Annotated in this window: 23 protein-coding genes; 10 read left to right on the forward strand and 13 right to left on the reverse strand. The window is 37.9% G+C overall.

Annotated features, from left to right (window positions below; all coding sequences use genetic code 11):
• Positions 1 to 27 precede the first annotated feature (27 nt).
• Both BLS02_RS14225 and pepF read left to right on the forward strand, forming a co-directional pair.
• Positions 28 to 1209, forward strand: coding sequence for a competence protein CoiA (locus BLS02_RS14225; RefSeq protein ID WP_092493691.1), 1182 nt, complete (start codon positions 28 to 30; stop codon positions 1207 to 1209).
• A gap of 92 nt (positions 1210 to 1301) precedes the next feature.
• Positions 1302 to 3113: an oligoendopeptidase F gene (gene pepF, locus BLS02_RS14230; protein ID WP_092493692.1), complete on the forward strand. Its 1812-nt coding sequence runs from the start codon at positions 1302 to 1304 to the stop codon at positions 3111 to 3113.
• A gap of 114 nt (positions 3114 to 3227) precedes the next feature.
• Here the strand turns inward: pepF and BLS02_RS14235 are convergent, their stop codons facing one another.
• The 4 genes from BLS02_RS14235 to BLS02_RS14250 form a co-directional block, all read right to left on the reverse strand.
• Positions 3228 to 3410 carry a hypothetical protein gene (locus BLS02_RS14235; protein WP_092493693.1) on the reverse strand — a complete coding sequence of 61 codons (183 nt, stop codon included), beginning with the start codon at positions 3408 to 3410 and terminating at the stop codon, positions 3228 to 3230.
• Positions 3411 to 3786: 376 nt separating this feature from the next.
• Entirely contained in the window at positions 3787 to 4683 is an 897-nt protein-coding gene (locus BLS02_RS14240) for a ClpXP adapter SpxH family protein (RefSeq protein WP_092493694.1), read from the reverse strand.
• A gap of 20 nt (positions 4684 to 4703) precedes the next feature.
• A complete protein-coding gene (locus tag BLS02_RS14245; protein WP_092493695.1) occupies positions 4704 to 5081 on the reverse strand; it encodes a globin domain-containing protein in 378 nt (125 codons plus the stop codon).
• A 70-nt stretch (positions 5082 to 5151) separates the two neighbouring features.
• Positions 5152 to 5748: a CYTH domain-containing protein gene (locus BLS02_RS14250; RefSeq protein ID WP_092493696.1), complete on the reverse strand. Its 597-nt coding sequence runs from the start codon at positions 5746 to 5748 to the stop codon at positions 5152 to 5154.
• 207 nt (positions 5749 to 5955) lie between these two features.
• Between BLS02_RS14250 and BLS02_RS14255 the strand changes: the two genes are divergently transcribed.
• From BLS02_RS14255 to BLS02_RS14265, 3 genes are read left to right on the forward strand one after another with little or no spacing between them, the layout of a single operon-like run.
• Positions 5956 to 6564 (forward strand): GTP diphosphokinase, encoded by a 609-nt coding sequence (locus BLS02_RS14255; protein ID WP_092493697.1) that lies wholly within the window; start codon positions 5956 to 5958, stop codon positions 6562 to 6564.
• Positions 6565 to 6578: 14 nt separating this feature from the next.
• Positions 6579 to 7388: an NAD kinase gene (locus tag BLS02_RS14260; protein WP_092493698.1), complete on the forward strand. Its 810-nt coding sequence runs from the start codon at positions 6579 to 6581 to the stop codon at positions 7386 to 7388.
• Positions 7389 to 7418: 30 nt separating this feature from the next.
• Positions 7419 to 8303: an RluA family pseudouridine synthase gene (locus tag BLS02_RS14265; RefSeq protein WP_368073020.1), complete on the forward strand. Its 885-nt coding sequence runs from the start codon at positions 7419 to 7421 to the stop codon at positions 8301 to 8303.
• Here BLS02_RS14265 and prpE read toward each other — a convergent pair.
• Both prpE and BLS02_RS14275 read right to left on the reverse strand, forming a co-directional pair.
• Positions 8291 to 9031 (reverse strand): bis(5'-nucleosyl)-tetraphosphatase PrpE, encoded by a 741-nt coding sequence (gene prpE / locus BLS02_RS14270; RefSeq protein ID WP_092493700.1) that lies wholly within the window; start codon positions 9029 to 9031, stop codon positions 8291 to 8293. The two genes, BLS02_RS14265 and prpE, sit on opposite strands and share 13 nt — an antisense overlap.
• A complete protein-coding gene (locus BLS02_RS14275) occupies positions 9031 to 10212 on the reverse strand; it encodes an FtsW/RodA/SpoVE family cell cycle protein (RefSeq protein ID WP_092493701.1) in 1182 nt (393 codons plus the stop codon). Before BLS02_RS14275 ends, prpE begins: the two co-directional genes overlap by 1 nt.
• Before the next feature lie 176 nt (positions 10213 to 10388).
• Here BLS02_RS14275 and mgtE point away from each other — a divergent pair, with 176 nt between their 5' ends.
• Both mgtE and BLS02_RS14285 read left to right on the forward strand, forming a co-directional pair.
• On the forward strand, positions 10389 to 11729 hold the full coding sequence (gene mgtE, locus BLS02_RS14280) for a magnesium transporter (RefSeq protein WP_092493702.1): 1341 nt from the start codon (positions 10389 to 10391) through the stop codon (positions 11727 to 11729).
• Positions 11730 to 11804: 75 nt separating this feature from the next.
• Entirely contained in the window at positions 11805 to 12287 is a 483-nt protein-coding gene (locus BLS02_RS14285) for a CotO family spore coat protein (protein WP_092493703.1), read from the forward strand.
• Positions 12288 to 12338: 51 nt separating this feature from the next.
• Here the strand turns inward: BLS02_RS14285 and BLS02_RS14290 are convergent, their stop codons facing one another.
• Positions 12339 to 12797, reverse strand: a complete 459-nt coding sequence (locus BLS02_RS14290) for a CotY/CotZ family spore coat protein (RefSeq protein ID WP_092493704.1) — start codon at positions 12795 to 12797, stop codon at positions 12339 to 12341.
• Positions 12798 to 13000: 203 nt separating this feature from the next.
• Here BLS02_RS14290 and BLS02_RS14295 point away from each other — a divergent pair, with 203 nt between their 5' ends.
• The 3 genes from BLS02_RS14295 to BLS02_RS14305 all read left to right on the forward strand — a co-directional run bounded on the left by BLS02_RS14295 (position 13001) and on the right by BLS02_RS14305 (position 14067).
• On the forward strand, positions 13001 to 13237 hold the full coding sequence (locus BLS02_RS14295; RefSeq protein WP_092493705.1) for a hypothetical protein: 237 nt from the start codon (positions 13001 to 13003) through the stop codon (positions 13235 to 13237).
• Between the two features lie 243 nt (positions 13238 to 13480).
• The gene (locus BLS02_RS14300) at positions 13481 to 13678 is read left to right on the forward strand and encodes a hypothetical protein (RefSeq protein ID WP_425445152.1); all 198 of its coding nucleotides are present in this window, start codon (positions 13481 to 13483) and stop codon (positions 13676 to 13678) included.
• A 125-nt stretch (positions 13679 to 13803) separates the two neighbouring features.
• On the forward strand, positions 13804 to 14067 hold the full coding sequence (locus tag BLS02_RS14305) for a hypothetical protein (protein WP_092493707.1): 264 nt from the start codon (positions 13804 to 13806) through the stop codon (positions 14065 to 14067).
• Between the two features lie 128 nt (positions 14068 to 14195).
• Here the strand turns inward: BLS02_RS14305 and BLS02_RS14310 are convergent, their stop codons facing one another.
• The 6 genes from BLS02_RS14310 to BLS02_RS14335 form a co-directional block, all read right to left on the reverse strand.
• Entirely contained in the window at positions 14196 to 14891 is a 696-nt protein-coding gene (locus BLS02_RS14310; protein WP_092493708.1) for a DUF421 domain-containing protein, read from the reverse strand.
• A gap of 165 nt (positions 14892 to 15056) precedes the next feature.
• Positions 15057 to 15482 carry a GNAT family N-acetyltransferase gene (locus BLS02_RS14315; protein ID WP_092493709.1) on the reverse strand — a complete coding sequence of 142 codons (426 nt, stop codon included), beginning with the start codon at positions 15480 to 15482 and terminating at the stop codon, positions 15057 to 15059.
• The gene (locus BLS02_RS14320; RefSeq protein WP_092493710.1) at positions 15479 to 16000 is read right to left on the reverse strand and encodes a YjcG family protein; all 522 of its coding nucleotides are present in this window, start codon (positions 15998 to 16000) and stop codon (positions 15479 to 15481) included. The genes BLS02_RS14315 and BLS02_RS14320 overlap by 4 nt, the downstream gene beginning before the upstream one ends.
• 231 nt (positions 16001 to 16231) lie before the next feature.
• Positions 16232 to 16957 (reverse strand): alpha/beta hydrolase, encoded by a 726-nt coding sequence (locus BLS02_RS14325; RefSeq protein WP_092493954.1) that lies wholly within the window; start codon positions 16955 to 16957, stop codon positions 16232 to 16234.
• A gap of 98 nt (positions 16958 to 17055) precedes the next feature.
• Complete coding sequence (locus tag BLS02_RS14330; RefSeq protein ID WP_092493711.1) at positions 17056 to 18873, reverse strand: ABC transporter ATP-binding protein; 1818 nt, start codon at positions 18871 to 18873, stop codon at positions 17056 to 17058.
• Positions 18863 to 20593, reverse strand: coding sequence for an ABC transporter ATP-binding protein (locus BLS02_RS14335; protein ID WP_092493712.1), 1731 nt, complete (start codon positions 20591 to 20593; stop codon positions 18863 to 18865). Before BLS02_RS14335 ends, BLS02_RS14330 begins: the two co-directional genes overlap by 11 nt.
• Positions 20594 to 20828 lie beyond the last annotated feature (235 nt).

Here is a 20828-nt window from a genome sequence, read left to right on the forward strand (position 1 = left end):
TAATTATAAAATGGAGGTGTAAAATTAATGCTTCAGGCTAAAACTAAATATGGAACCGTTGTTACGCCAGCAACCTTATCTAAGTCGGAAATTAAAGTACTAAAAGAGCGAGAAGAGTTCAGCTGTCCAACCTGTAATGAGCCAGTAATGATGAAAGCAGGCACGCAAATGATTCCGCATTTTGCTCATCATTCCAAAAACAATTGTCCTTCGAGTGAAGGTGGAGAAGGGGCATATCATGAGAGGGGAAAAATGCTGTTATATCAATGGCTTAAGCATCAACAGCTTACTGTTCAGCTGGAGGCGTATTTACCAGCGATAAGGCAGCGGCCAGATATTTTAATTTCGATTAACAATAAACTCGTAGCAATTGAGTATCAATGTGCACGGGTTCCGGTTGAACAAATCCGTGAACGTAATGAAGGGTATCTCAGTGTAGGTATAACCCCAATTTGGATTTTGGGTGCTAATCGTCTGACACAACATAATCGCAATCATTTAAAAATTGATCAGTTCCAGCTTCAATTTATTCATCAATTTTCTTCTGTTTTACCACTCATGTTATTCTACTTTTGTCCCAATAGTCTTCAGTTCATTTCATTTAAGGATTTTTACTTTTCCAAAACACAAACGGCAATAGGTAAATTTCATACGAAAAAATTGAATCAAATGTCATTTAAAGATATGTTCCAAGCTAACTTCTATTCTAAAAACGAATTGTTTCATTCTTGGAAGAGAGAAAAACGTTCATTTCGGCTAAAGAAGGCAAACCGCTTATATGGACGGGAATTGAATTGGCACGAATGGATTTACCTTAAGCGGACACACAAGGAGTTCCTCCCATCAATAATCCACCTGCCGATTTGCACACAATTTATGATGAAAACACCACCATGGGACTGGCAAAGCAGAATTTGTCTTGAAGTCATAGATCCGCTCCCAATAGAAAGCCATGTTTCAATTAAATCGTGTCAGTATCTACTTAGACGTCATATCCATCATCCTAAAGAATTCCCCTTAATCAAGCAAGCGGTGAACCCGGTTCATCAATACCTTCAATTGCTGGAACAGTTAGACGTAATCCAGCAAGTTTCTCCTAATTATTTTGCCAAAAAGAATCCTATAAAATTTCATAAAAATATTGAGCAGGCCTTGGCTGGCGACGAGAAGCTGCTAAATTTGTTAATTACAAACAAATTACGAGCATGATTACCAATTATTTCGTTATACTAATTAGAATGAAGGAATTTTTTCATTTTATCTAGAATTAGTAAGGAAAGAGGATAAAGGAGGAAACCATAGTGGCAAAAGCAACAAAGGAGTTACCAAAAAGAAGTGAAATTCCACAAGAAAAAACGTGGAAGCTGGAAGATATTTTTAAAACGGATGACGCATGGGAGAAAGAACTGCAAGCACTGAAAGATGACATCCCATCAATTGAAAAATTTCAAGGAAAAATAGCGGAGTCTGCGCAAAATCTGTATGATGTATTAAGGCTTCAGGATCAACTGTCAGAACGAATTAGCAAGCTATTTACATATGCACATATGCGATCTGATCAGGATACAACAAATTCAACATATCAGGAGATGAACTCAAAGGCTGAGAATCTGCTGACACTTGCATCAAGTTCAATGAGTTATATTGTTCCTGAAATCCTGGCAATGAACGAAGAAAAACTGCAAAGCTTTGTTAAAGAGAAAAAGGAATTAAAGTTCTATGATAAAACACTTGATGAGATTTCACGTCAGCGGCCACACGTGTTAAGTAAAAAAGAAGAGGAATTACTAGCTGAAGCGTCAGAGCCGATGTCTAGTGCAGAAAATACGTTTGGAATGCTGAATAATGCCGATTTAACTTTTCCAACGATTAAAAATGAAGATGGGGAAGAGATTGATTTAACCCATGGGCGTTATATAGGATTTTTGGAATCCAAAGATCGCAGTGTGCGTGAAGCTGCTTTTAAAGCAATGTATGAAACGTATGGCAAGTTTAAAAATACATTTTCTGCTACATTAACTGGCACGGTTAAAACAGATAATTTTAATGCAAAGGTCCGTAATTATAATTCCGCACGTCACGCAGCTTTAGATGGTAATAATATTCCGGAGCAGGTGTATGATAATCTGATTGAAGCAGTTAACGATAAATTATCATTGCTACATCGATATGCTGAACTGCGTAAGAAAGTGCTCGGACTCGATGAATTACACATGTATGATATGTATACACCACTTGTTAAAGATGTTGATATGACAATTCCTTATGAAAAAGCACAGGAATATGTGATTGATAGCTTTGCACCACTTGGTGAGGACTATGTGAGTAAAGTAAAAGAGGGCTTTGAGAGCCGCTGGATTGATGTCGAAGAGAATAAAGGTAAACGAAGCGGTGCATACTCATCAGGCGCGTATGGTACTAATCCATATATATTACTGAATTGGCAGGATAAAGTGAATGATTTATTTACTTTAGCACATGAACTTGGACATTCGTTACACAGCTATTACACACATGAGTCGCAGCCATTTCGTTATGGAAACTATTCAATTTTTGTAGCAGAAGTAGCATCGACATGTAATGAAGCGTTACTAAATGATTATATGTTAAACCATGTGGACGACGAGAAACAAAAACTTTATCTGTTAAATCACTTCCTTGAAGGATTTCGTGGGACTGTTTTCCGTCAAACAATGTTTGCAGAATTCGAGCATGACATTCATAAACGCATGCAGGAAGGTGAGGCTCTAACTGCAGAGAAGCTAACGGAAATCTACTACGAATTGAATAAAAAATACTTCGGAGATGAAGTTGTTTCGGACGAAGAAATTGGTCTAGAGTGGGCGAGAATTCCACATTTTTATATGAATTATTATGTCTATCAGTATGCAACTGGATATTCGGCAGCTACTGCACTCTCCAATCAGATTCTTAATGGGGAAGAGGGCGCGGTCGATCGTTACCTTGACTTCCTGAAAGCAGGAAGCAGTGATTATCCGATTGAAGTCCTGAAGAAAGCGGGCGTTGACATGACATCCAAAGAGCCGATATTGGCAGCACTTGATGTGTTTGAAGAAAAGCTTAATGAAATGGAAGAACTGCTGTTGAAATAAGGAAATGGGCTGTCACCGTCTTAATTGTGGGTGACAGCCCTCTTTTAACAATGCATAAAATCAACTAAGTTTCGTCATTAAAGCTTGGCCATAAGCCATGTTTTCTAATAAAACTCATCCTCGCATTCCTCCACGGTAAACATTTCTATGTGTAAACGTATAAATGGTTAGATAAATTGAAATAAATAACATTGGTAATGTAATATATAGTGGTATCAACTGCATTAGACCGAGAATGTTTAAGAAGATGACAATAACTGTTGTGATTAAAAAGATAAATGGGAGGAAATCCTGCATGATATCCACTCCAATCATAGTATGTTAGTATATCATATGTGACAGAAAAATGAATTAGAAGTGTGACATTTTTGTGAAAAGGTTCACCTGCGATTGAAAAAAACTCCTGCTGTTGATAACATTATAAATGTGAGATGAATCACAAACAAAAACCCCTTTTGTTTGATCATGAAACTTTCTCCCATCCCCCCTTTTGTTTATAATAAAGGTCGGAGATCTATTTAGGATATACGCTGCCCCGTATATCCTTTTTTATTGTTTGACTATGATTTTCCCCGTTTTCGCTGGCTGTCTTCCGAGTTTTCACCAATAGAGGAGAGCCATTAAAATCAGACAAAAAAATACCCAAAGCACAATCAACTCCATGCTTTGCGTATTATTCATCATTATATCTCCAAAATGTCCCGTATTTCACGGGGATTTTTTCTACTGACCGCCTTAACAATAATTTCTTCATTTCTTTTTCTGTCTTAGCTGTTGTCCAGTCATATACTACCGAAATTTCTTTGTTACCGACAACACCATAATTTTTAAGGAAGTTTTCCAATGGTGGTTTGCTTGAAGGTACTGGGTCTTTCTGTAGAATCTGTTTCAGCACTTGGACATAAATATCATATGGATAAAGACCGGAAATTTTAATCCCTTCTTCTTCAGAAGCTTGATTAAAAAACACAATCGTCGGGATATAGTCTACTTCCATTTCCTTTGTCAGCTTTAAATCACACTGAAATGCCTTTTTAGCTGAAGTAGAATATAAATCATCTTCAAATTCGTCAATGTCGAGATTTGATTGTTTTGCACATTCCATCAATACTGCTTCATCTGAGATGTTCTTCTTTTTCAGGAAGACATTCTCCTGTATTTTTCGTAAAAAGATTCGTCCCGCTTTTTTCCCTTGCAGTTCGGCTGCTTTTATTGCAAGCGATGCAATCCATGGTGACGAAACCGGATTCTCAATCCATAAATCACCATCACAACTCATACCTGTGCGGTTAGCTGTTTTTTCCCAAATATCTTTTAACCGCTTCGGTTTATCAAATTTATCTTTATTAAGTGTATTTAAATGCCCGCTGATAATCGGACGTATAGTGAAAAATCGTCCATATTCGATAGATAACTTTTTTAGATAAGGTTCCAGCGACCAGCATTCGGGACAAAGCGGATCTACAAAAACATAAATTTCAATTGGTTTTTTTACAAAATCAAAGTAGCTATATTTTGCCGATGTGTTTGTACTTTTTGAGCTTATTAGCCCAGATTGACTCCAACTCACATCGATTCTCCTTTCTATTATTACGGTGTATTCATCATATGGTGTGCCGTCATGGTCAGTTTTTCAAATATAGCTGTCTTGTACGGTTCCTCAATTTCTGCTTCTTCCAATGCTGCATTCATACATTCCAACCAAGCGTCTTTTCGTTCAGGTGTAATTTCAAAAGGTAAATGACGTTTGCGCAGCATCGGATGACCACGTTCTTCGGAATATAGTCTTGGTCCACCGAAAAATTGTGTTAAAAACATTCTTTGTTTTCGGGCGGTTTCCGTTAAATCATCTGGAAAAATTGGAATCAGCTTCGGATGATTACCTACTTTTTTATAAAAAGCTGTTACTAGTTTATCGATTGAATCAAAGCCGCCAATTGCTTCGAACATTGTTCCAGGTTTGGTCATACAGTTATTCTCTCCTACTATGTTTGTTTTAATTGTAGCAACGTAAAATTTTAAGAGCAACTAATCTGATTTATTCTACTGAATAATTGCTGTCGTTATTAACCTTGGAAGAGAAGAAACGTTGTATCTTATTAGGTGTTTGACGTTGTTTAATATTAAATTTTTCCAATATATCCTGCATCATCTTAAGACCAATTTCCTGGGAAGTAGCTTCTATTTCCAATTCATAGTCAGATGTGTCACCATATGAACTATAATCAAGTACTAATAACACGTCTTGATAATTTAGCTCACGTCGTTTGGTCGTCAAACTTCCGAAGTATTTTAAATCATCTAGATAAATACCCTTATTTTCCAATTGCTTGGAAGTATACTCTTTTGCTACAAATTCCCCGTTTATCCATTGAACAGCTTCCGGTTTTGTTAAGGTATCATGAGTTTCAAGCAAACCGGTATCATGTGGTTCTTTTAATGTTAGTGTAAATGTGTTATTTTTTTCCCTGATCCTTAGTGCACATCCATTTTTTTTAAGAGAAAAGTCAGCCGTTTCAAAATAATGATTTGTTTGTGTTTGCGCTCCATTTGGAAAAGGTAAACTATATAAGATGCGTTCAAACTCGTCTTTTGTTAATAAATTTTTATATTCGATTTCAATTTCCTGTGCCAATTAAAAACCTCCAAATATGAAAATTAATAGAAGTTTAAAAAGTTAAAAGGATGGTTGAATTTGTTTAAATAATAGAAATAGCTACATCCAATAACCAGTCACTTTCACTTTTGTTAATTATGGCGAATGATATACAAATATGCAAAGATTATCCATTTTCATATATTATGATAAAATGGGAAAAAAGATGATATAGGTGGTGTAAGGATGAATTGGGATGTAATACTTGCCCCTTATTCACAGGCAGTGGAAGAATTAAAAGTAAAATTAAAAGGAATTCGTGCACAATTTGAACACGAATCAAGACATTCGCCAATTGAGTTTATTACGGGGAGGGTAAAACCAGTTCCCAGTATCTTAGAGAAAGCAGAAAGCAGACAAATATTACTGGACCGGGTCGAACAGGAATTGCAGGATATTGCGGGAGTTCGAGTTGTTTGCCAGTTTGTTGATGATATTTATACAATTGTAAACATGATCAAATCACGTAACGATTTAAAGATTGTTGAGGAGAAAGATTATGTATCAAGAAAGAAGGAAAGTGGCTATAGATCTTATCATATGATTATCGAATATCCAGTTGAGACGATACATGGCGTGAAGATGATAGTAGCTGAAATTCAAATTCGCACATTGGCAATGAATTTCTGGGCAACAAACGAACATTCATTAAACTATAAGTATAAAGGCAGCATTCCATCGAATATTAAATCAAGACTGCAGCGAGCTTCTGAAGCAGCATTCAAATTGGATGAAGAGATGTCTATTATTAAAAATGAGGTACAAGAAGCACAACGAATATTCCACCGAAAGTAAGGAGAGAGTTGACTGTGAAATTTGCAATAGTATCAAAAGGCGATGAAAGATCAAACAAAATTAAAGCTACTATGAAACAATATTTAACAGATTTTGATTTGGAATATAATGAAGATGATCCGGGATTAGTTATTTCTGTAGGCGGCGATGGCACGTTCCTTGAGGCTTTTCATCGCTATGTGCATTGCATTGATTCAACCGCGTTTATTGGAGTACATACAGGCCATTTAGGATTCTATGCTGATTGGGTGCCAGATGAAGTTGAAAAATTAATTATTGAAATTGCCAAGACTCCTTTTCAAATTGTTGAGTATCCATTATTAGAAGTGATTATTCGCGGAAAAAACGGTGGAAAAGAGGATCGTTTCCTCGCTTTAAATGAAGCTACAATTAAAACGACAGAAGGGTCAGTTGTATTTGATGTAGAAATTAAAGGGGATCATTTCGAAACATTCCGGGGTGATGGCTTATGTATTTCAACCCCTTCAGGCAGTACAGCGTATAATAAGGCGCTAGGTGGCGGAATTATTCACCCATCACTTGAGGCGATTCAGCTTACTGAAATGGCGTCAATTAACAATCGCGTCTTCCGTACGATTGGTTCACCATTAATTTTGCCGAAACACCATACATGCCTGTTGAAGCCGGTTGTGGACCGCAGCTTTTTAATCACGATCGATCACTTTACGCAAAATTATACACATGTAAAATCAATCCAATGCCGTGTGGCAAAAGAACGAGTCAGATTTGCAAGGTTTAGACCATTTCCATTTTGGGACAGGGTGCGCGATTCATTTGTTGCAGATGATGATAAGGAATTTTAGTAATAAGGTAAAGAGTGTGGCAGGTGAAGTGTGTTGAAGTGGATAATTGAAAATGAATATCAAGGACTGATTATTCGAGAATATTTAAAGCAGGTACAAGCTTTCTCCAGAAATGTAATTAAAGCAATCGTTCATGATGGTGGGGAAATCTATGTGAATGGGTCACCCAAAACAGTTCGCTACCAATTAGAAGTTGGTGATACACTTTCGGTTACATTTCCAAAAGAGAAAAAAGGTCCTTTTATGACACCTGAAGAAATACCGCTTTCGATTGTTTATGAGGATGAGGATGTATTAATTATTAACAAGCAGCCACACATCGCAACTATTCCATCCAACATTCATCCTTCTGGAACTATTGCAAATGGGGTTCTTTTCTATTACGAAAACCACGATATACCATACACAGTTCATATTGTGACACGACTAGACAGGGACACCTCAGGGTTATTACTCATTGCGAAACACCGCTACAGTCATTCGATTATGGCGGCATCACAAAAGGCAGGCAGGATAAACCGACGTTATCATACAATAGTAGAAGGCCATTTAGAAAATAAAAAAGGATCCATCGATGCACCTATTGGACGCAAAGAAGGTTCCATTATTGAAAGAACAGTAACAGCAACAGGGAAGCCTGCTATTACGCATTATAATGTTGTAGAAGAGTCGCTAACCCATTCACTCCTGGATGTTCACCTGGAAACGGGGAGGACCCATCAAATACGCGTACACTTTTCTGATTTAGGCTATCCAATAGCAGGTGATGACCTGTATGGAGCTTCCACTGAGGTGATAAACCGTCAGGCACTTCATTGTTATCAGCTTTCATTTGTACATCCTTTAAGCAAAGAGAGAATGAATTTCACAATACCTATAGCTCATGATATGGTCGAATTGATTCACTCAAAATAATGAAATTTCTCCCCGACTAAAGGCTGTATTGATGGTACAGAAACGATTTTTTCCTCGGGTAATCGAAAAGCAGTCAACATATTTCCAAATACACATCCAGTATCAATATTAATTGTTTTATTAATTATACGCGGCTCTTTTATCGGTGTATGGCCATAGACAATCCAGTGACTACCTTGATAATCCTGGGCCCAATCGCGTCTAATCGGACGGCCATCCTCATCAAACTTTCCAGTAATATCACCATAAAGTACAAACGTTTTTACTCGATTATCTGTTCGTCCTATATATGCTTCTTTAATTCCTGCATGTGCGACAATAGTTTTTAATTCTGGTATTTCCAGATATAATGGAGTATTTTCGTATAACTCGATAAACTGTTCTTTTAACGTTTGCTGTTCAGACTTCGGTAATGATGTATATTCCGCTACCGTTGTTTCCAAGCCATAACGCTGCATGACATCGTTTCCTAAAAAGTAACGATATAATTTGTTGCAATGGTTACCTGGAACATAGTAAGCTTTCTTGTGTACGATTACCATCTCATATACAAGTTTAATTAACGCTATGGAATGTGGACCCCGATCGGTAATATCACCTAGAAATACAGGAGTTCTGCCGTCAGGGTGCAAGAAGATTTGTTTTTCATGTCTGTAGCCTAATGTATGAAAGAGCTCTTTAAGCTCATCCATACATCCATGTACATCACCGATAACATCTATTTTCATTATTCTTTCCACCTAGCCTCGCTAAACATATATTCTTTCGTTCTAGAATGCACATTAAGAACAATACCAATAGACAGCATATAGGTGATTGTTGAACTGCCGCCGTAACTTATGAATGGGAGTGGGAGTCCTGTAATAGGTAACAGCTGGATTGACATACCGATATTTTGGAAAATTTGATAGGCAAACATACCAACAAGACCTGTTACAAGATAGCTGCCATAAGTATCGTTACTTAACAATGCAATGTGGATCAGACGATAAACTAATAAGAAAAATAACATTACAACAAGACTTGCACCGACAAAGCCAAATTGCTCTGAAATTGCTGTGAAAATCATATCTGTATGGCGTTCCGGTACATAAACCTCCATATCACCAATGCCTTTTCCAAATAACTGGCCTGATCCTATTGCCATCATCGCCAATATCAATTGATAGCCCGCATCATAATTTTGCTGCGGATTTAGCCAGCCGTAGAATCTACTTGATACGTGGTCAAACACTGATTCTTCCAGGTAAACAGCAATTGGCCCAGGAAATAAATACCATAGGACAATAGCCAGTAACACGATATCAATTACGATAAAAGCTATTGAAAAAAGAATTCGCCATTGGACACCTGATACGAGAATCATAAAGCCAGTTATCGCTATCAGCACTAACAATCCACCCAAATCTGGCTGTACTGCCAATAAAGCCATTGGGGGAGCAGAAATTATAATTATTTTCGCAAGCAGTCCTAAATCACTTTTAATCGTTTTCTCAATATATTTAGTGTTATGACGAACCATTACATGTGCAAGTGTCAAAACAAGGATTACCTTCATAAATTCACCAGGTTGGATCGTTCCTATCACCGGAAATTTAAACCAGCTGACAGCACCATTTGCTTCATGGACAATTCCAGCCGGAAATCCAGCGAAAAGCATAAGCAGTGAAGTTAATCCAATCCCATATAGTATCCAGGTGATTTGATGAAAACGGTCATAATCAATAAGCATGACTGCAGTTATTACGATCCCCCCAGCTATGAACCATAATGCTTGTTTAAGCATAAAATTTGACCCGTCATATTTTTCCGGTAAGCTGGGTTCGATTGTAAATAAAGTAAATAGACTTACTAAACCTAAGAGTATTAAGATGAATACTAGCGTATAATCAATATTAAGATTTTTCATATTTAACCATGCTTTCTGTATAATCTAGTTTGTTTCTATCCTTTAGCAATTTTACACGATAATGACAAATAAATTAAGTCCTCATTTCAAAAAGAAATAAGCAGGAACATATTGGGAGTTAATTTTATAAATGCTATAATTACTGGAGGACAAAGATAGAAGAAGGATGTGATCATATGGAACATATAGATAACCAATTGCAGACCCTTATAAAAAATGAGCAAATAGAAGCATTCCGAGATGAATTTCTGGATTTGCATCCATATGATCAAGCCGTGTTTTTTATGGAACAGCCAGAAGATATTCGACTAAGAATTTATATGTACTTATCACCTGAAGAAACAGCGAATTTCATGGAAAACATAGATCTTGAAGATATTGAACCGTTTTTCATGGAGATGGATCCACGTTTTGCAGCGATGGTATTTGCGGACATGTCGACTGATGACGCGGTAGATATTTTAAATGAATTAGAAAAAGATGCCGTTGTTAGTTTTCTCACCATAATGGACAATAAAGCTGCCAACGAAATTAAACAATTACTGCATTATGAGGAAAAAACTGCCGGTAGTATTATGACAACGGAGTTTGTAGCGATATATCAAACCAAGACTGTAAAAGATACAATGCAGTATTTGAAGGCTGAAGCTCCAGTAGCTGAAACAATTTATTATTTATACGTAGTTGATCAAGATAAACGGCTTGTTGGGGTGCTATCGTTACGCGATTTGATTATTGCTGATGATGATACACTGATATCAGATTTAATGAGTGAAAAGATTGTTTCCGTATCGGTTGCAAAGGACCAGGAAGAAATTGCTCAGATGATGCGTGATTATGACTTCCTCGCCTTACCGGTAGTTGATTTTCAGAACCACTTATTAGGAATTATTACTGTCGATGATATTTTAGATGTAATGGATGAGGAAGCAAGTGATGACTATTCTAAACTGGCTGGTGTATCCGATATCGATCGACCAAATGATAACGCGTTTATTTCAGCAAAAAAACGCCTGCCATGGCTTGTAATATTATCGTTTTTGGGAATGTTTACAGCAAGCTTGATTGGTCAGTTTGAAAATACACTTGATGAGGTTGCAGTTCTAGCGATTTTTATCCCGTTAATAGCAGGAATGGCCGGAAACACGGGTACACAGGCACTAGCCGTTGCAGTTCGCGGACTTGCGAATGGTGATTATGGCAAACAGGGAAAGATGAAGCTGGTATTGCGTGAAGCTGGAACAGGGCTAATTACTGGGACAGTTTGCGGACTAGTCATTACTATAATTATTTTCCTGTGGCAGGGCCAGTTCTTTCTCGGATTACTAGTAGGCTTATCGATTATGGCAACGCTAATTGTTGCCACGCTAGCAGGATCACTAGTACCAATTTTGATGGATAGACTTAATATAGATCCGGCTGTTGCATCTGGGCCATTTATCACAACAATCAATGACATCATTTCAATTCTTATCTATTTTGGGATGGCAACAGCATTTATGAGCTTTTTGGTATAGGCATAGGCGAAATACACATATTCGAAACTGGGTTCATATAATGGTCTGACTAATGGAATACAAAGGAGAGAATGCATGATGGGAGAAAAAAAGTTTGCCAAAAGCCCATTACTCTATATTCATCAGCCATCAATAGGAACACCAAAAGCTCCAATGCAACATCAATACACAACGCCAAAAAATGCACCAGCTGAACAGGTGGTGGCTCAGGAAACCAAAAGTGTGCAGAAGCGTCCCTTAAGACGAGATCATTTTAATAAAAAAAGTGACGGGGAAGCAGAAGATACAAATGAAGAAGCAGATGAGAGTGATGAAAGCTCAGATCAAGAGCGAAAGAAATTTAAGGATATGACATTAAATGAGCGTGTTGACTATTTTGTTAATCCACCCAAGCATGTTCCTGCAATGAAATGTGAAGTTAAAACAGAAGAACGAAATTATCGCGGTACCATTGTTGATTTTCTGGAAGATAATGTTATCATGCGTCTTGGCAGAAGAACATCAACAACAGAAATACCTTTTGATTCGATAAATGATATTCGTCTTATTGGTTTCTAAAAAAAGAAAGTGCGCCGCATTGCTGCTGGCGCACTTTTTTGGGTTTATTGATTAGTTAAAAGCTGAAACTGCAGGAAGGCATGTTATATGACAGAAGCAATTTAGATCAACCGTCAAGCAGATTCCTGTAGCACGTAAAGGTTTCGTTTCCTGGTCTACTGGGTCCTTTGGATTGTCGTCATTGTCACCTGGGTCTCTTAATAATTCCACTACAGCACAGCAATCATCCATCACACGCTTAACGCGGAAGTAAAAGCTTGCCTGAACATCCCCAATATCATCTGGATGAGCACCGAAGCCTTTAAAAGGTTTACAGCTATCTTTACAGTATAATATTACTGGTACTGTGTCTAATCCATTGCCATTGTCTGTTTCCCCAAGCAAATCACTGATGGACCGTTCGCAGCTCGTGTCACAGCAATTCTCTACAACATCATTTTGTGCATCAACTATTTCTCTTAAAATATCGCATACACAGTTACCTGTATCAAAGTCTTTTCCACAACCCATGAATTATATCTCCTTCCTAAATATTATTGACTTGTTGTCTTTAATAGGATATGTGTCAGTAGGTATATGGTGTGGGCATTCGTCAGCATTATTGAGATATTTATAATAGAAATCTTTTTTAATTTGGGGCATTTGTCTATACCCATTGAAAAAAGATACATAGACTAATAGCGACCATGAATCTCAAAGGGAGTGTTAATGAAATGTCTGATAACAGAAAAGTTATTCATGTTAAGGATTTAGTAATAAAAGCAGATAATGTTTACTTTGACAGACCTGATCGTCGTCGTAGAGATCCTTTTTTCGGAGGTAGACAGGATGATGATGAGAGGGTAGAAGGTTTAGAAAGCTCAGGTCATCGGCATCGGGACCACGATGATGAAAGTTCAAGTTCCGATTCTAGCGACAATGATAATCGTGGACCATTTTCCTGGATATAGTAAGCAGAAGGTTGCAGACAGCTTTGGGTAGCTGTCTTTTTCTTAGTTTAGAAAATTATAAAATATAAGTGTTAATGATAACTGGACTTTCGAATCAGCAACGTCCAGCTCCAGCGTTTACGATAAGAAATAAAGGATGTTTGACTAAAACTCCCGCATCTTGTGGCTACATCCAACTGCCGGGATAAGCTGTCGCAGTCCATACGGTGCACTTACGCTATTGATCTAAGGGAGTGAATGAGAGTGAAGCGTGACATTCGTTTGCTTAAGCAGTTGAAAATAATTGAAAAACATTTAGCTAAAAATGAAAAATGGTTCCAATATCCAGAGAAGAAAATGCATGTTTTTGAGAAGGAAATGGATGACTGGAATAAAGAATTTTTGCAAGGGGTTTCTGAATTTGAAAAAATAATGCATGAATTTGAAAAAAAAATGGAATAAATTCTACTAATAAAGGGTATTGTTATATAGTTATCGAATATATAGATATAAAATGGTGTTCTTGGCGATAAGCCAAGTTTTTTAATACAAATAAATTTAAAAACAGGTAGAAGGGGATGTTCACGGTGGGTTATATTTTACCGATAAATCATTATCAGTATAAAGATTACCAGCAGCGTGTAACTGAAGATAAACAGGATCCTTATTACATTGAGAAACCATACAAAGCAATGTTGGAAGCAAAACACCTGGATATAGCTAGGCAAGAAGGGCGGCTCAGAACAATTAAAGACTCTGGATACAAGCTATCTGCTGTAAAATCACCAACTGCCGAAAAAATACTAGCTGATGTTACAGGAAAAGGCCATCATTTTAGTGATAGTATATAATAGTAAAAGAGAGCCCTTGCCAATTAAGGCTGGGCTCAATTAACCAGGCTTTCTTGCCTGTTAAATATATAATTAGGTTTTAACCATTAAATTCTTGCGATAAACAGGATTTCTAAAGTCAAAATAAGCTATGTCTCTTTTTCGGTAAATGGTAGTACAAATAATTCACCTTTCCCCTCATTCCACTCTGCATAAAAGACTTCTTTTACTGAATGGAATTCTTGTTTGGTTAGTTCCTGTTCGAGCCAGCCCTCCGATAGATTTACTTCTTTTAGATTATCCCACAATACCTCTCCATCATTAATTAATGTAATTGGCAGCCTGATAGTTTTAGGAGCTATATTAAAATCTTGTTTGGTCGTAGTTTGGTGAATGGATTTTTTCATCACGGAAACCGTGCCGTCTGTTTCCAAGATTGCGTATTCCACTTCCGAGATGGAAAATACGTCTTTAGACCTAAGTAAGTGTTGTAATTGGTTGATATCCAGCTTATTTTTCTTCATTTCTTCTCTTATTAATTTTCCTTTATGAATAATGATTGATGGCTGTCCTTCCAAGAGTGAACGGGTTCCTTTATATTTTTGCGTAATAATTTCTGTCAGGTATAAAACAATTCCAGCTACTAATACTGCGAAGGCAATTTCAATTATCCCGGCTTTATCATCAAAAATTGCATTTCCGACAAGTTCACCCAAGACTAACGCTGCAATAAAGTCGAATGCAGTTAGCTGTATTATTTGTGTTTTACCTAGCACCTTAGTCAATATAAATAAGGCAAGGAAGCCAAACAATGTTTCAATAAATATTGGCATTAAATTTTGCATCAGAAGCTCCCCCTCATAGCACTTTCTCCATTAGGATATCCGAAAAGGGAATCACCATACATCAGAAAACGTGGCTTTTCGCTAAGCGTTAGTTGCACTTATGTTGCAAGAAGGTTCGTAACTGCAAAAAAAAAGCGACAGTCCGTTTGGAAACAGACTATCGCCTTAATTTAGTTCTTTTACCATTGTTACATGAGGGATGCCAGCGTCCATGAATTCACCGGAAATTGTTTTGTATCCGAGTCGCTGGTAGAAATCAATCGCATGTGTCTGGGCATTCAATTTGGCTTTGCCGTAGCCTTCATTTTTGATGATGGCTTCCATTGACTCAATCATTTTTGCGCCATTGGATTTGCCTCGCTGATCCTTGAGAACACAAATTCGTTCTAATTTGCCGTAGCTGTCTACAAAACGTACCCGACTGGCTGCGATTGGCTTGTCATTATCGTAGCCAATCAAATGAATAGCTTGCTCATCAAACTCATCAAGCTCCTCTTCAGCTGGTACGTTTTGTTCATCAACAAAGACTACTGTTCGTACATTATATGCCTGTTGTCTCTGGTCATTTGTCTCAACTACTTTTACTATCACACTTTTTCCTTCCCAAAAACGAACGATTCATAAACAGTCCATGTTCCATTATCCAATTGATACAAAAGCTGGAAGCGATCTACAGTATCCTCAAATTGGATGTCTTTCATTTGCATGCTGCCAAACACGTCAGAATACTCATCATGTGAAAGTTTCTGAGCAATAGTTATATGTGGTACAAAGTTGTACTCCATATTTTCCGGGAACTTGCCTGTCTGCATTTTTTCAAATAAATCGATCAGCTGCTTTGTAGGCTCAACCTTCAGATAAATTGTGTTGGTTACAGGTGCAAATGTACTTACTTTGTTAATTTGTAACTTAAACGGTTCTGTATCATTTGCGATATGCTTTAATTCTGTAACAAGTTCATAGATTGTTTCATCATCAGCTTCAAATGCTTCCTTAAGTGTAAGGTGTGGTGGAATCAGAGCATAATGCGGATCGTAACGTTTTCTGTACGAGTTAATGTCATCTTGAATTGGTTTTGATGGAAAAATAGCTATACCATATTTCGTCATAAGAATCCTCCTACATAATTTTTAAAAAATTGGCTTATTGGCTTATCGCTAAACGGAACCTAAGAAATGTTTTCTTAGAGTATCTTTTACTTTGGAGTACAAACCTTAGTGGCGAAAGCCTTAGTTGCACTTATGCATTAAAAGAAATGCTTTATTGTATTTTGGTCTACCTTTTATTATAACAAAAATTTACTTAGTGTATAAAGAAGATTTTCAGAAATTAGTAAATATTTAGCCGAAAAGCGTTGATAGTGCTCGCTTTAAATCTTTTTGCCAAAATTTCCAAGTGTGTTCGCCTTCTTCCAATTCATGATACGTATAGCTCATGCCTATATCCTTAAGTAGTTCATTAAGCCTACGGTTTGGTGTTATGAAATCGACTTGTTTTCCATCTGTTGTATCTACCGCTGTTTCAGCTGTTCCAATTGTATGATAAATATCAATGGAATGGGAGTTTTTGGCGTTTTTAACGGCTTCTGTAACAGTGTCATCAACATAAGGCGATTGCATGATTACTTTGCCAAATGTGTTTGGATATTTCAAGGCTGTCATGAGAGCTAGTGTTCCAGCAAGTGAATCTCCCATTAGAGCACGGGACTGACCCATATGGTAAGTAGGGAGCAAGTCATCAAGGAAAGGTACTACTTCATGTACCAGGAATTTAATATAGGCATGCTGCTGATCACCAGTTGGGTGGTATTTTTTCTTGCGGTCATATTTATCCTGATAATGAATCCCAACAAAAACGGTATTATTAATTTCATCATTTGAGTGCAGCTTGTCACTTAATGTGGCAACGCGACCAAGCTGATAGTAATCATCACCATCCTGCATAATACATATGTGGTACTTGTAAAGAGGTGAAAACGATTCTGGCTGATATAGTTTAAGTGTCATTGTTTCATTTAAATAGTTGCTTTCAATTTCTTTGTCGACCATAGTTCCTTTTCGTCCGATTGTATACACCTCATTTGAATGTGTCTTGTTAGCTTCCTTTATTTCTGGCAAAATAAAACAGTTTACAAATAGAGTCTATCATGTTTGGATTGGATATTCTATGCACGTTGTTTAAGTTGACCTTTGTACAAGTCATAGTAGTTGCCTTCTTGCTCAATTAATGACTCATGAGATCCTTGCTCGATTATTTCACCATGCTCGAGCATGATTATTTTATCTGCTTCCTGAATCGTATTTAACCGATGGGCGATTACAAAACTGGTTCGGCCTTGCATGAGCTCTTTTAATGCATCCTGAATTTTTAATTCGGTTACTGTATCAATGTTACTTGTTGCTTCATCCAAAATAAGTATTGATGGATCGGCTAAAATCGCTCTGGCTATCGTGATAAGCTGTTTCTGACCTTGGCTGATTCCGCTGCCATCCTGGTCCAGAATAGTATTATATCCATTTGGTAGCCTTACAATAAAGTCATGCGCATTTGCATTTTTGGCAGCTGAAACAACTTCTGAATCAGTGGAATCCAGACGTCCGTAACGGATATTTTCCCGGATGGTCCCGTTGAAAAGAAAAGCATCCTGCAGCACAAACGCCATATGCTGTCTTAGACTTGAACGTTTTATGTCTTTTATATCCACACCATCAAGCGTTATTTCGCCGGAATCATAATTGTAGAAGCGGGAAATTAAATTAATAATCGTTGTTTTTCCGGCCCCAGTATGACCGACAAATGCAACTGTTTGACCAGGATGCGCCTCAAAGGTGACATTCTTTAAAATAGATGTATCTTCATAGGCAAATGAGACATTTTGGAACTTTAAATTTCCGTCAGTTTGCTTTAGGTCTCTTGCAGTCTGTTCATCGGTTTCTTCCTGTTCTTCATCGATTACATTGAAAACCCGCTCAGCACCAGCAACAGCTGACAGTAAAATATTAAACTGGTTTGACAACTCGTTTAATGGGCGGGTAAATTGTCGTGCGTATTCGGTGAAAATAACAATAACCCCAACTGTGATAATCTCCTCAATTGCAAGTATACCGCCGACCAACGCAATCAGACCAAAGCTTAAAAAGTTGAGCATGTTCATGACCTTTGGAATAAATCCGGAGATTGTCATCGCCCAAAAACCAGAATGCTGCAGGCTTTTGTTCCTTCCCTTAAACTCATCAATCACACGTTTTTCCTGGGAAAAAGCTTTAATAACGTGCTGGCCTGAAACAGTTTCCTCAACATATCCATTCAGATCACCCAAATGATTTTGCTGCAGTTTATACAATGGACCAGTTCGCTTGGTGATCCAGCGTATCCCAAGGAACATAACTGGGATAATCGTCATCGTCACTGCTGTCAGGAGGGGACTCAAGATAAGCATGACAACTAAAGTACCAACTAGGGTTAGGATACTCGCAAAAATTTGAATAACCGACTGGTTGAGAGTGTTATTTACATTGTCGATGTCGTTGGTAATGCGGCTCATCAATTCGCCATGCTGTCTTTTATCAAAATACGAAATCGGCAGGCGATGGAACTGATGGAACAGGTTTGAACGCAGCGAATAAACCGTATTCTGTGCAATACCTACCATCCAGTAATTTTGTAAAAAAATCGATAACGAATGGAACAGGTAGATAATAACCAGCCAGATTAACAGCATGCCAAGTCCTGATGCCTCTTGTGTCACAATATAATCATCAATCGCCATTCCGACCATGAATGGCCCAAGCAGACTTAATCCGGAACTGATTACCACCATGAAAATCACCAGTGAGAGCATCGCTTTTTCACGAGCAAGATATAGCCAGATTCGCTTGATCGTACCAGAGGTGTTGCGGGCTTTATCCTTTTTATCATGTTGTATATTCTCGAGCGGAATCTTTTTATATTGAAAAGGGCGTTTAATAGCTTTAAGTGGCATCAGGAAGCTCCTTTCCAAACTGTGACTCCACAATTCTGCGGTATAGGCTGGACTGCACCAATAGTTCACCATGTGTACCAAGGGCAAGCACTTCACCATAATCCATCAGTAAAATGCGATCAGCACTCATGGCAGTAGAGATTTTCTGAGTAATGATTAACGTTGTACAATCATCATGCTGAATCGCATCAAGCAATTTGGATTCAGTAGCAAGATCCAGAGCACTCGTACTGTCATCAAGCATTAGTATCTTCGGGCGGCGGATCAATGCGCGCGCAATTGAAATTCGCTGCTTCTGACCGCCAGATAAATTGACACCTTTTTGACCGATTTTTGTATCATATTGATCAGGCAAGTCCATAATCGTGTCATGAATTTGCGCATCCCGTGCCGCCTGAAAAATTTCCTCCTGTGATGCATGTTCTTTTCCCCATGCAATATTATCAGTGACGGAACCAGTGAACAGGAGCGGGTTTTGAGGAACATAACCGATACTCCGTCTAAGCTGTTCTAATGTATAGAACGTAATCGGGTCATCATCAATATAGATATTACCGTTTTTTACATTGTACAATCGTGGAATCAACTGGAATAATGATGTTTTACCAGAGCCTGTAGCACCAATTATCGCAAGCTTTTCACCTGGGTTCACTTGGAATGAAATGTCCTCAAGTACTGGATCTTTTTGGTTTGGGTAATTGAATGAAACGTTATCAAACTCAATTTTCCCACTAGGGACAGCAGCCTCATCACGTGCATCCTGATGGTCAACAAGGTCAACATTAACACTAAGCACCTGATTTAAACGTTCGGCAGACGCTTTTGCGCGTGAAAATGCCAGAATAATAAATGTGAACATCGAAATTGCCATTGCCACGCGTAATGCATAATTCACTATCGCAACAACGTCCCCAACAGATGTCTGCCCAGATACTGCTAGTGAGTTTCCATACCATAAAATGAAAATAAGGCTTAAGTTCATCACAAATAATAAAATCGGCATCGATGCTTCAATAAAACGGAATGTCGACCGCGTCATCGTTGCCAGATCGCTATTCGCTTTGGTAAATCGCTCTTCCTCATGATCACGGCGCAGAAACGCTTTAATCAACCGCATCCCAGCGAGATTCTCCTGCATCACGCGGTTCACATTATCTACGCGGCTCTGCACTTTATCAAACATCCGGCTCGCAACCTTAAGCACCCATAATATAAAAACAACAAGAAGAGGCACAGAAATTAGGAAAATCAGTGCCAGCCTGGCATTTACAATAAATGCCATCACCACACCACCGATAACAATCAATGGCGCCTTTGTCATAATACGCAATGCCATAAAAATCGTATTCTGAAGCTGGCGGACGTCATTTGTAAACCGTGTCACAAGCCCAGATGTCGGATATTGATTCAAATTTGCAAACGAGAATGACTGAATCTTATGAAACAGCTTCTCCCGAACATCATAAGCAAACCCCAAACTCGTATGCGACGCAAAAAAGGAATTCAAAATCCCTGCGATAAACGCAGTAAATGCAAGACCAATCATAATGAAGCCCCACATCATAATAGTATCCATATCCTTATTCATCACCCCATCATTAATCATTTTTCCAAGAAAGAAGGGGAGAAGCAGCTCAACCATAAGCTCAATTATCGTCAGGCTATATGCTACTGAAATAGGAATTTTATACGGTTTCAAAAAAGAAAAAACATTCTTCACGTGATGAACCTCCGATGCAAGAAAAACTTGGATTATCGTTACCTTGAAAGGCGAGATATGTATAAAATGGACAATTGTCATTCTATTATAATAGGAAAACAAACATATTTCGAGTGTGGAAGTATTTTTGAAGCGTTGGAAGCGGCTGTATTTTTTGGGAGAAGGGCGCGAAAACTGAATAAACTCGGATGAATCCTGAATGTTGTGCCACGAATCCTGAATGACCGGTGCTGAA

The organism is Virgibacillus salinus (assembly GCF_900102415.1).
Taxonomy (GTDB): domain Bacteria; phylum Bacillota; class Bacilli; order Bacillales; family Amphibacillaceae; genus Lentibacillus; species Lentibacillus subterraneus.

Excerpts from the sequence above, each read along its gene's own strand:
- BLS02_RS14225 (WP_092493691.1), top strand. The coding sequence starts at position 28 with ATGCTTCAGGCTAAAACTAAATATGGAACCGTTGTTACGCCAGCAACC.
- BLS02_RS14235 (WP_092493693.1), bottom strand. The coding sequence starts at position 3,410 with ATGCAGGATTTCCTCCCATTTATCTTTTTAATCACAACAGTTATTGTC.
- BLS02_RS14245 (WP_092493695.1), bottom strand. The coding sequence starts at position 5,081 with ATGACCAAACCTGGAACAATGTTCGAAGCAATTGGCGGCTTTGATTCA.
- BLS02_RS14255 (WP_092493697.1), top strand. The coding sequence starts at position 5,956 with ATGAATTGGGATGTAATACTTGCCCCTTATTCACAGGCAGTGGAAGAA.
- prpE (WP_092493700.1), bottom strand. The coding sequence starts at position 9,031 with ATGAAAATAGATGTTATCGGTGATGTACATGGATGTATGGATGAGCTT.
- BLS02_RS14275 (WP_092493701.1), bottom strand. The coding sequence starts at position 10,212 with ATGAAAAATCTTAATATTGATTATACGCTAGTATTCATCTTAATACTC.
- mgtE (WP_092493702.1), top strand. The coding sequence starts at position 10,389 with ATGGAACATATAGATAACCAATTGCAGACCCTTATAAAAAATGAGCAA.
- BLS02_RS14285 (WP_092493703.1), top strand. The coding sequence starts at position 11,805 with ATGATGGGAGAAAAAAAGTTTGCCAAAAGCCCATTACTCTATATTCAT.
- BLS02_RS14290 (WP_092493704.1), bottom strand. The coding sequence starts at position 12,797 with ATGGGTTGTGGAAAAGACTTTGATACAGGTAACTGTGTATGCGATATT.
- BLS02_RS14295 (WP_092493705.1), top strand. The coding sequence starts at position 13,001 with ATGTCTGATAACAGAAAAGTTATTCATGTTAAGGATTTAGTAATAAAA.
- BLS02_RS14310 (WP_092493708.1), bottom strand. The coding sequence starts at position 14,891 with ATGCAAAATTTAATGCCAATATTTATTGAAACATTGTTTGGCTTCCTT.
- BLS02_RS14320 (WP_092493710.1), bottom strand. The coding sequence starts at position 16,000 with ATGACGAAATATGGTATAGCTATTTTTCCATCAAAACCAATTCAAGAT.
- BLS02_RS14330 (WP_092493711.1), bottom strand. The coding sequence starts at position 18,873 with ATGCCACTTAAAGCTATTAAACGCCCTTTTCAATATAAAAAGATTCCG.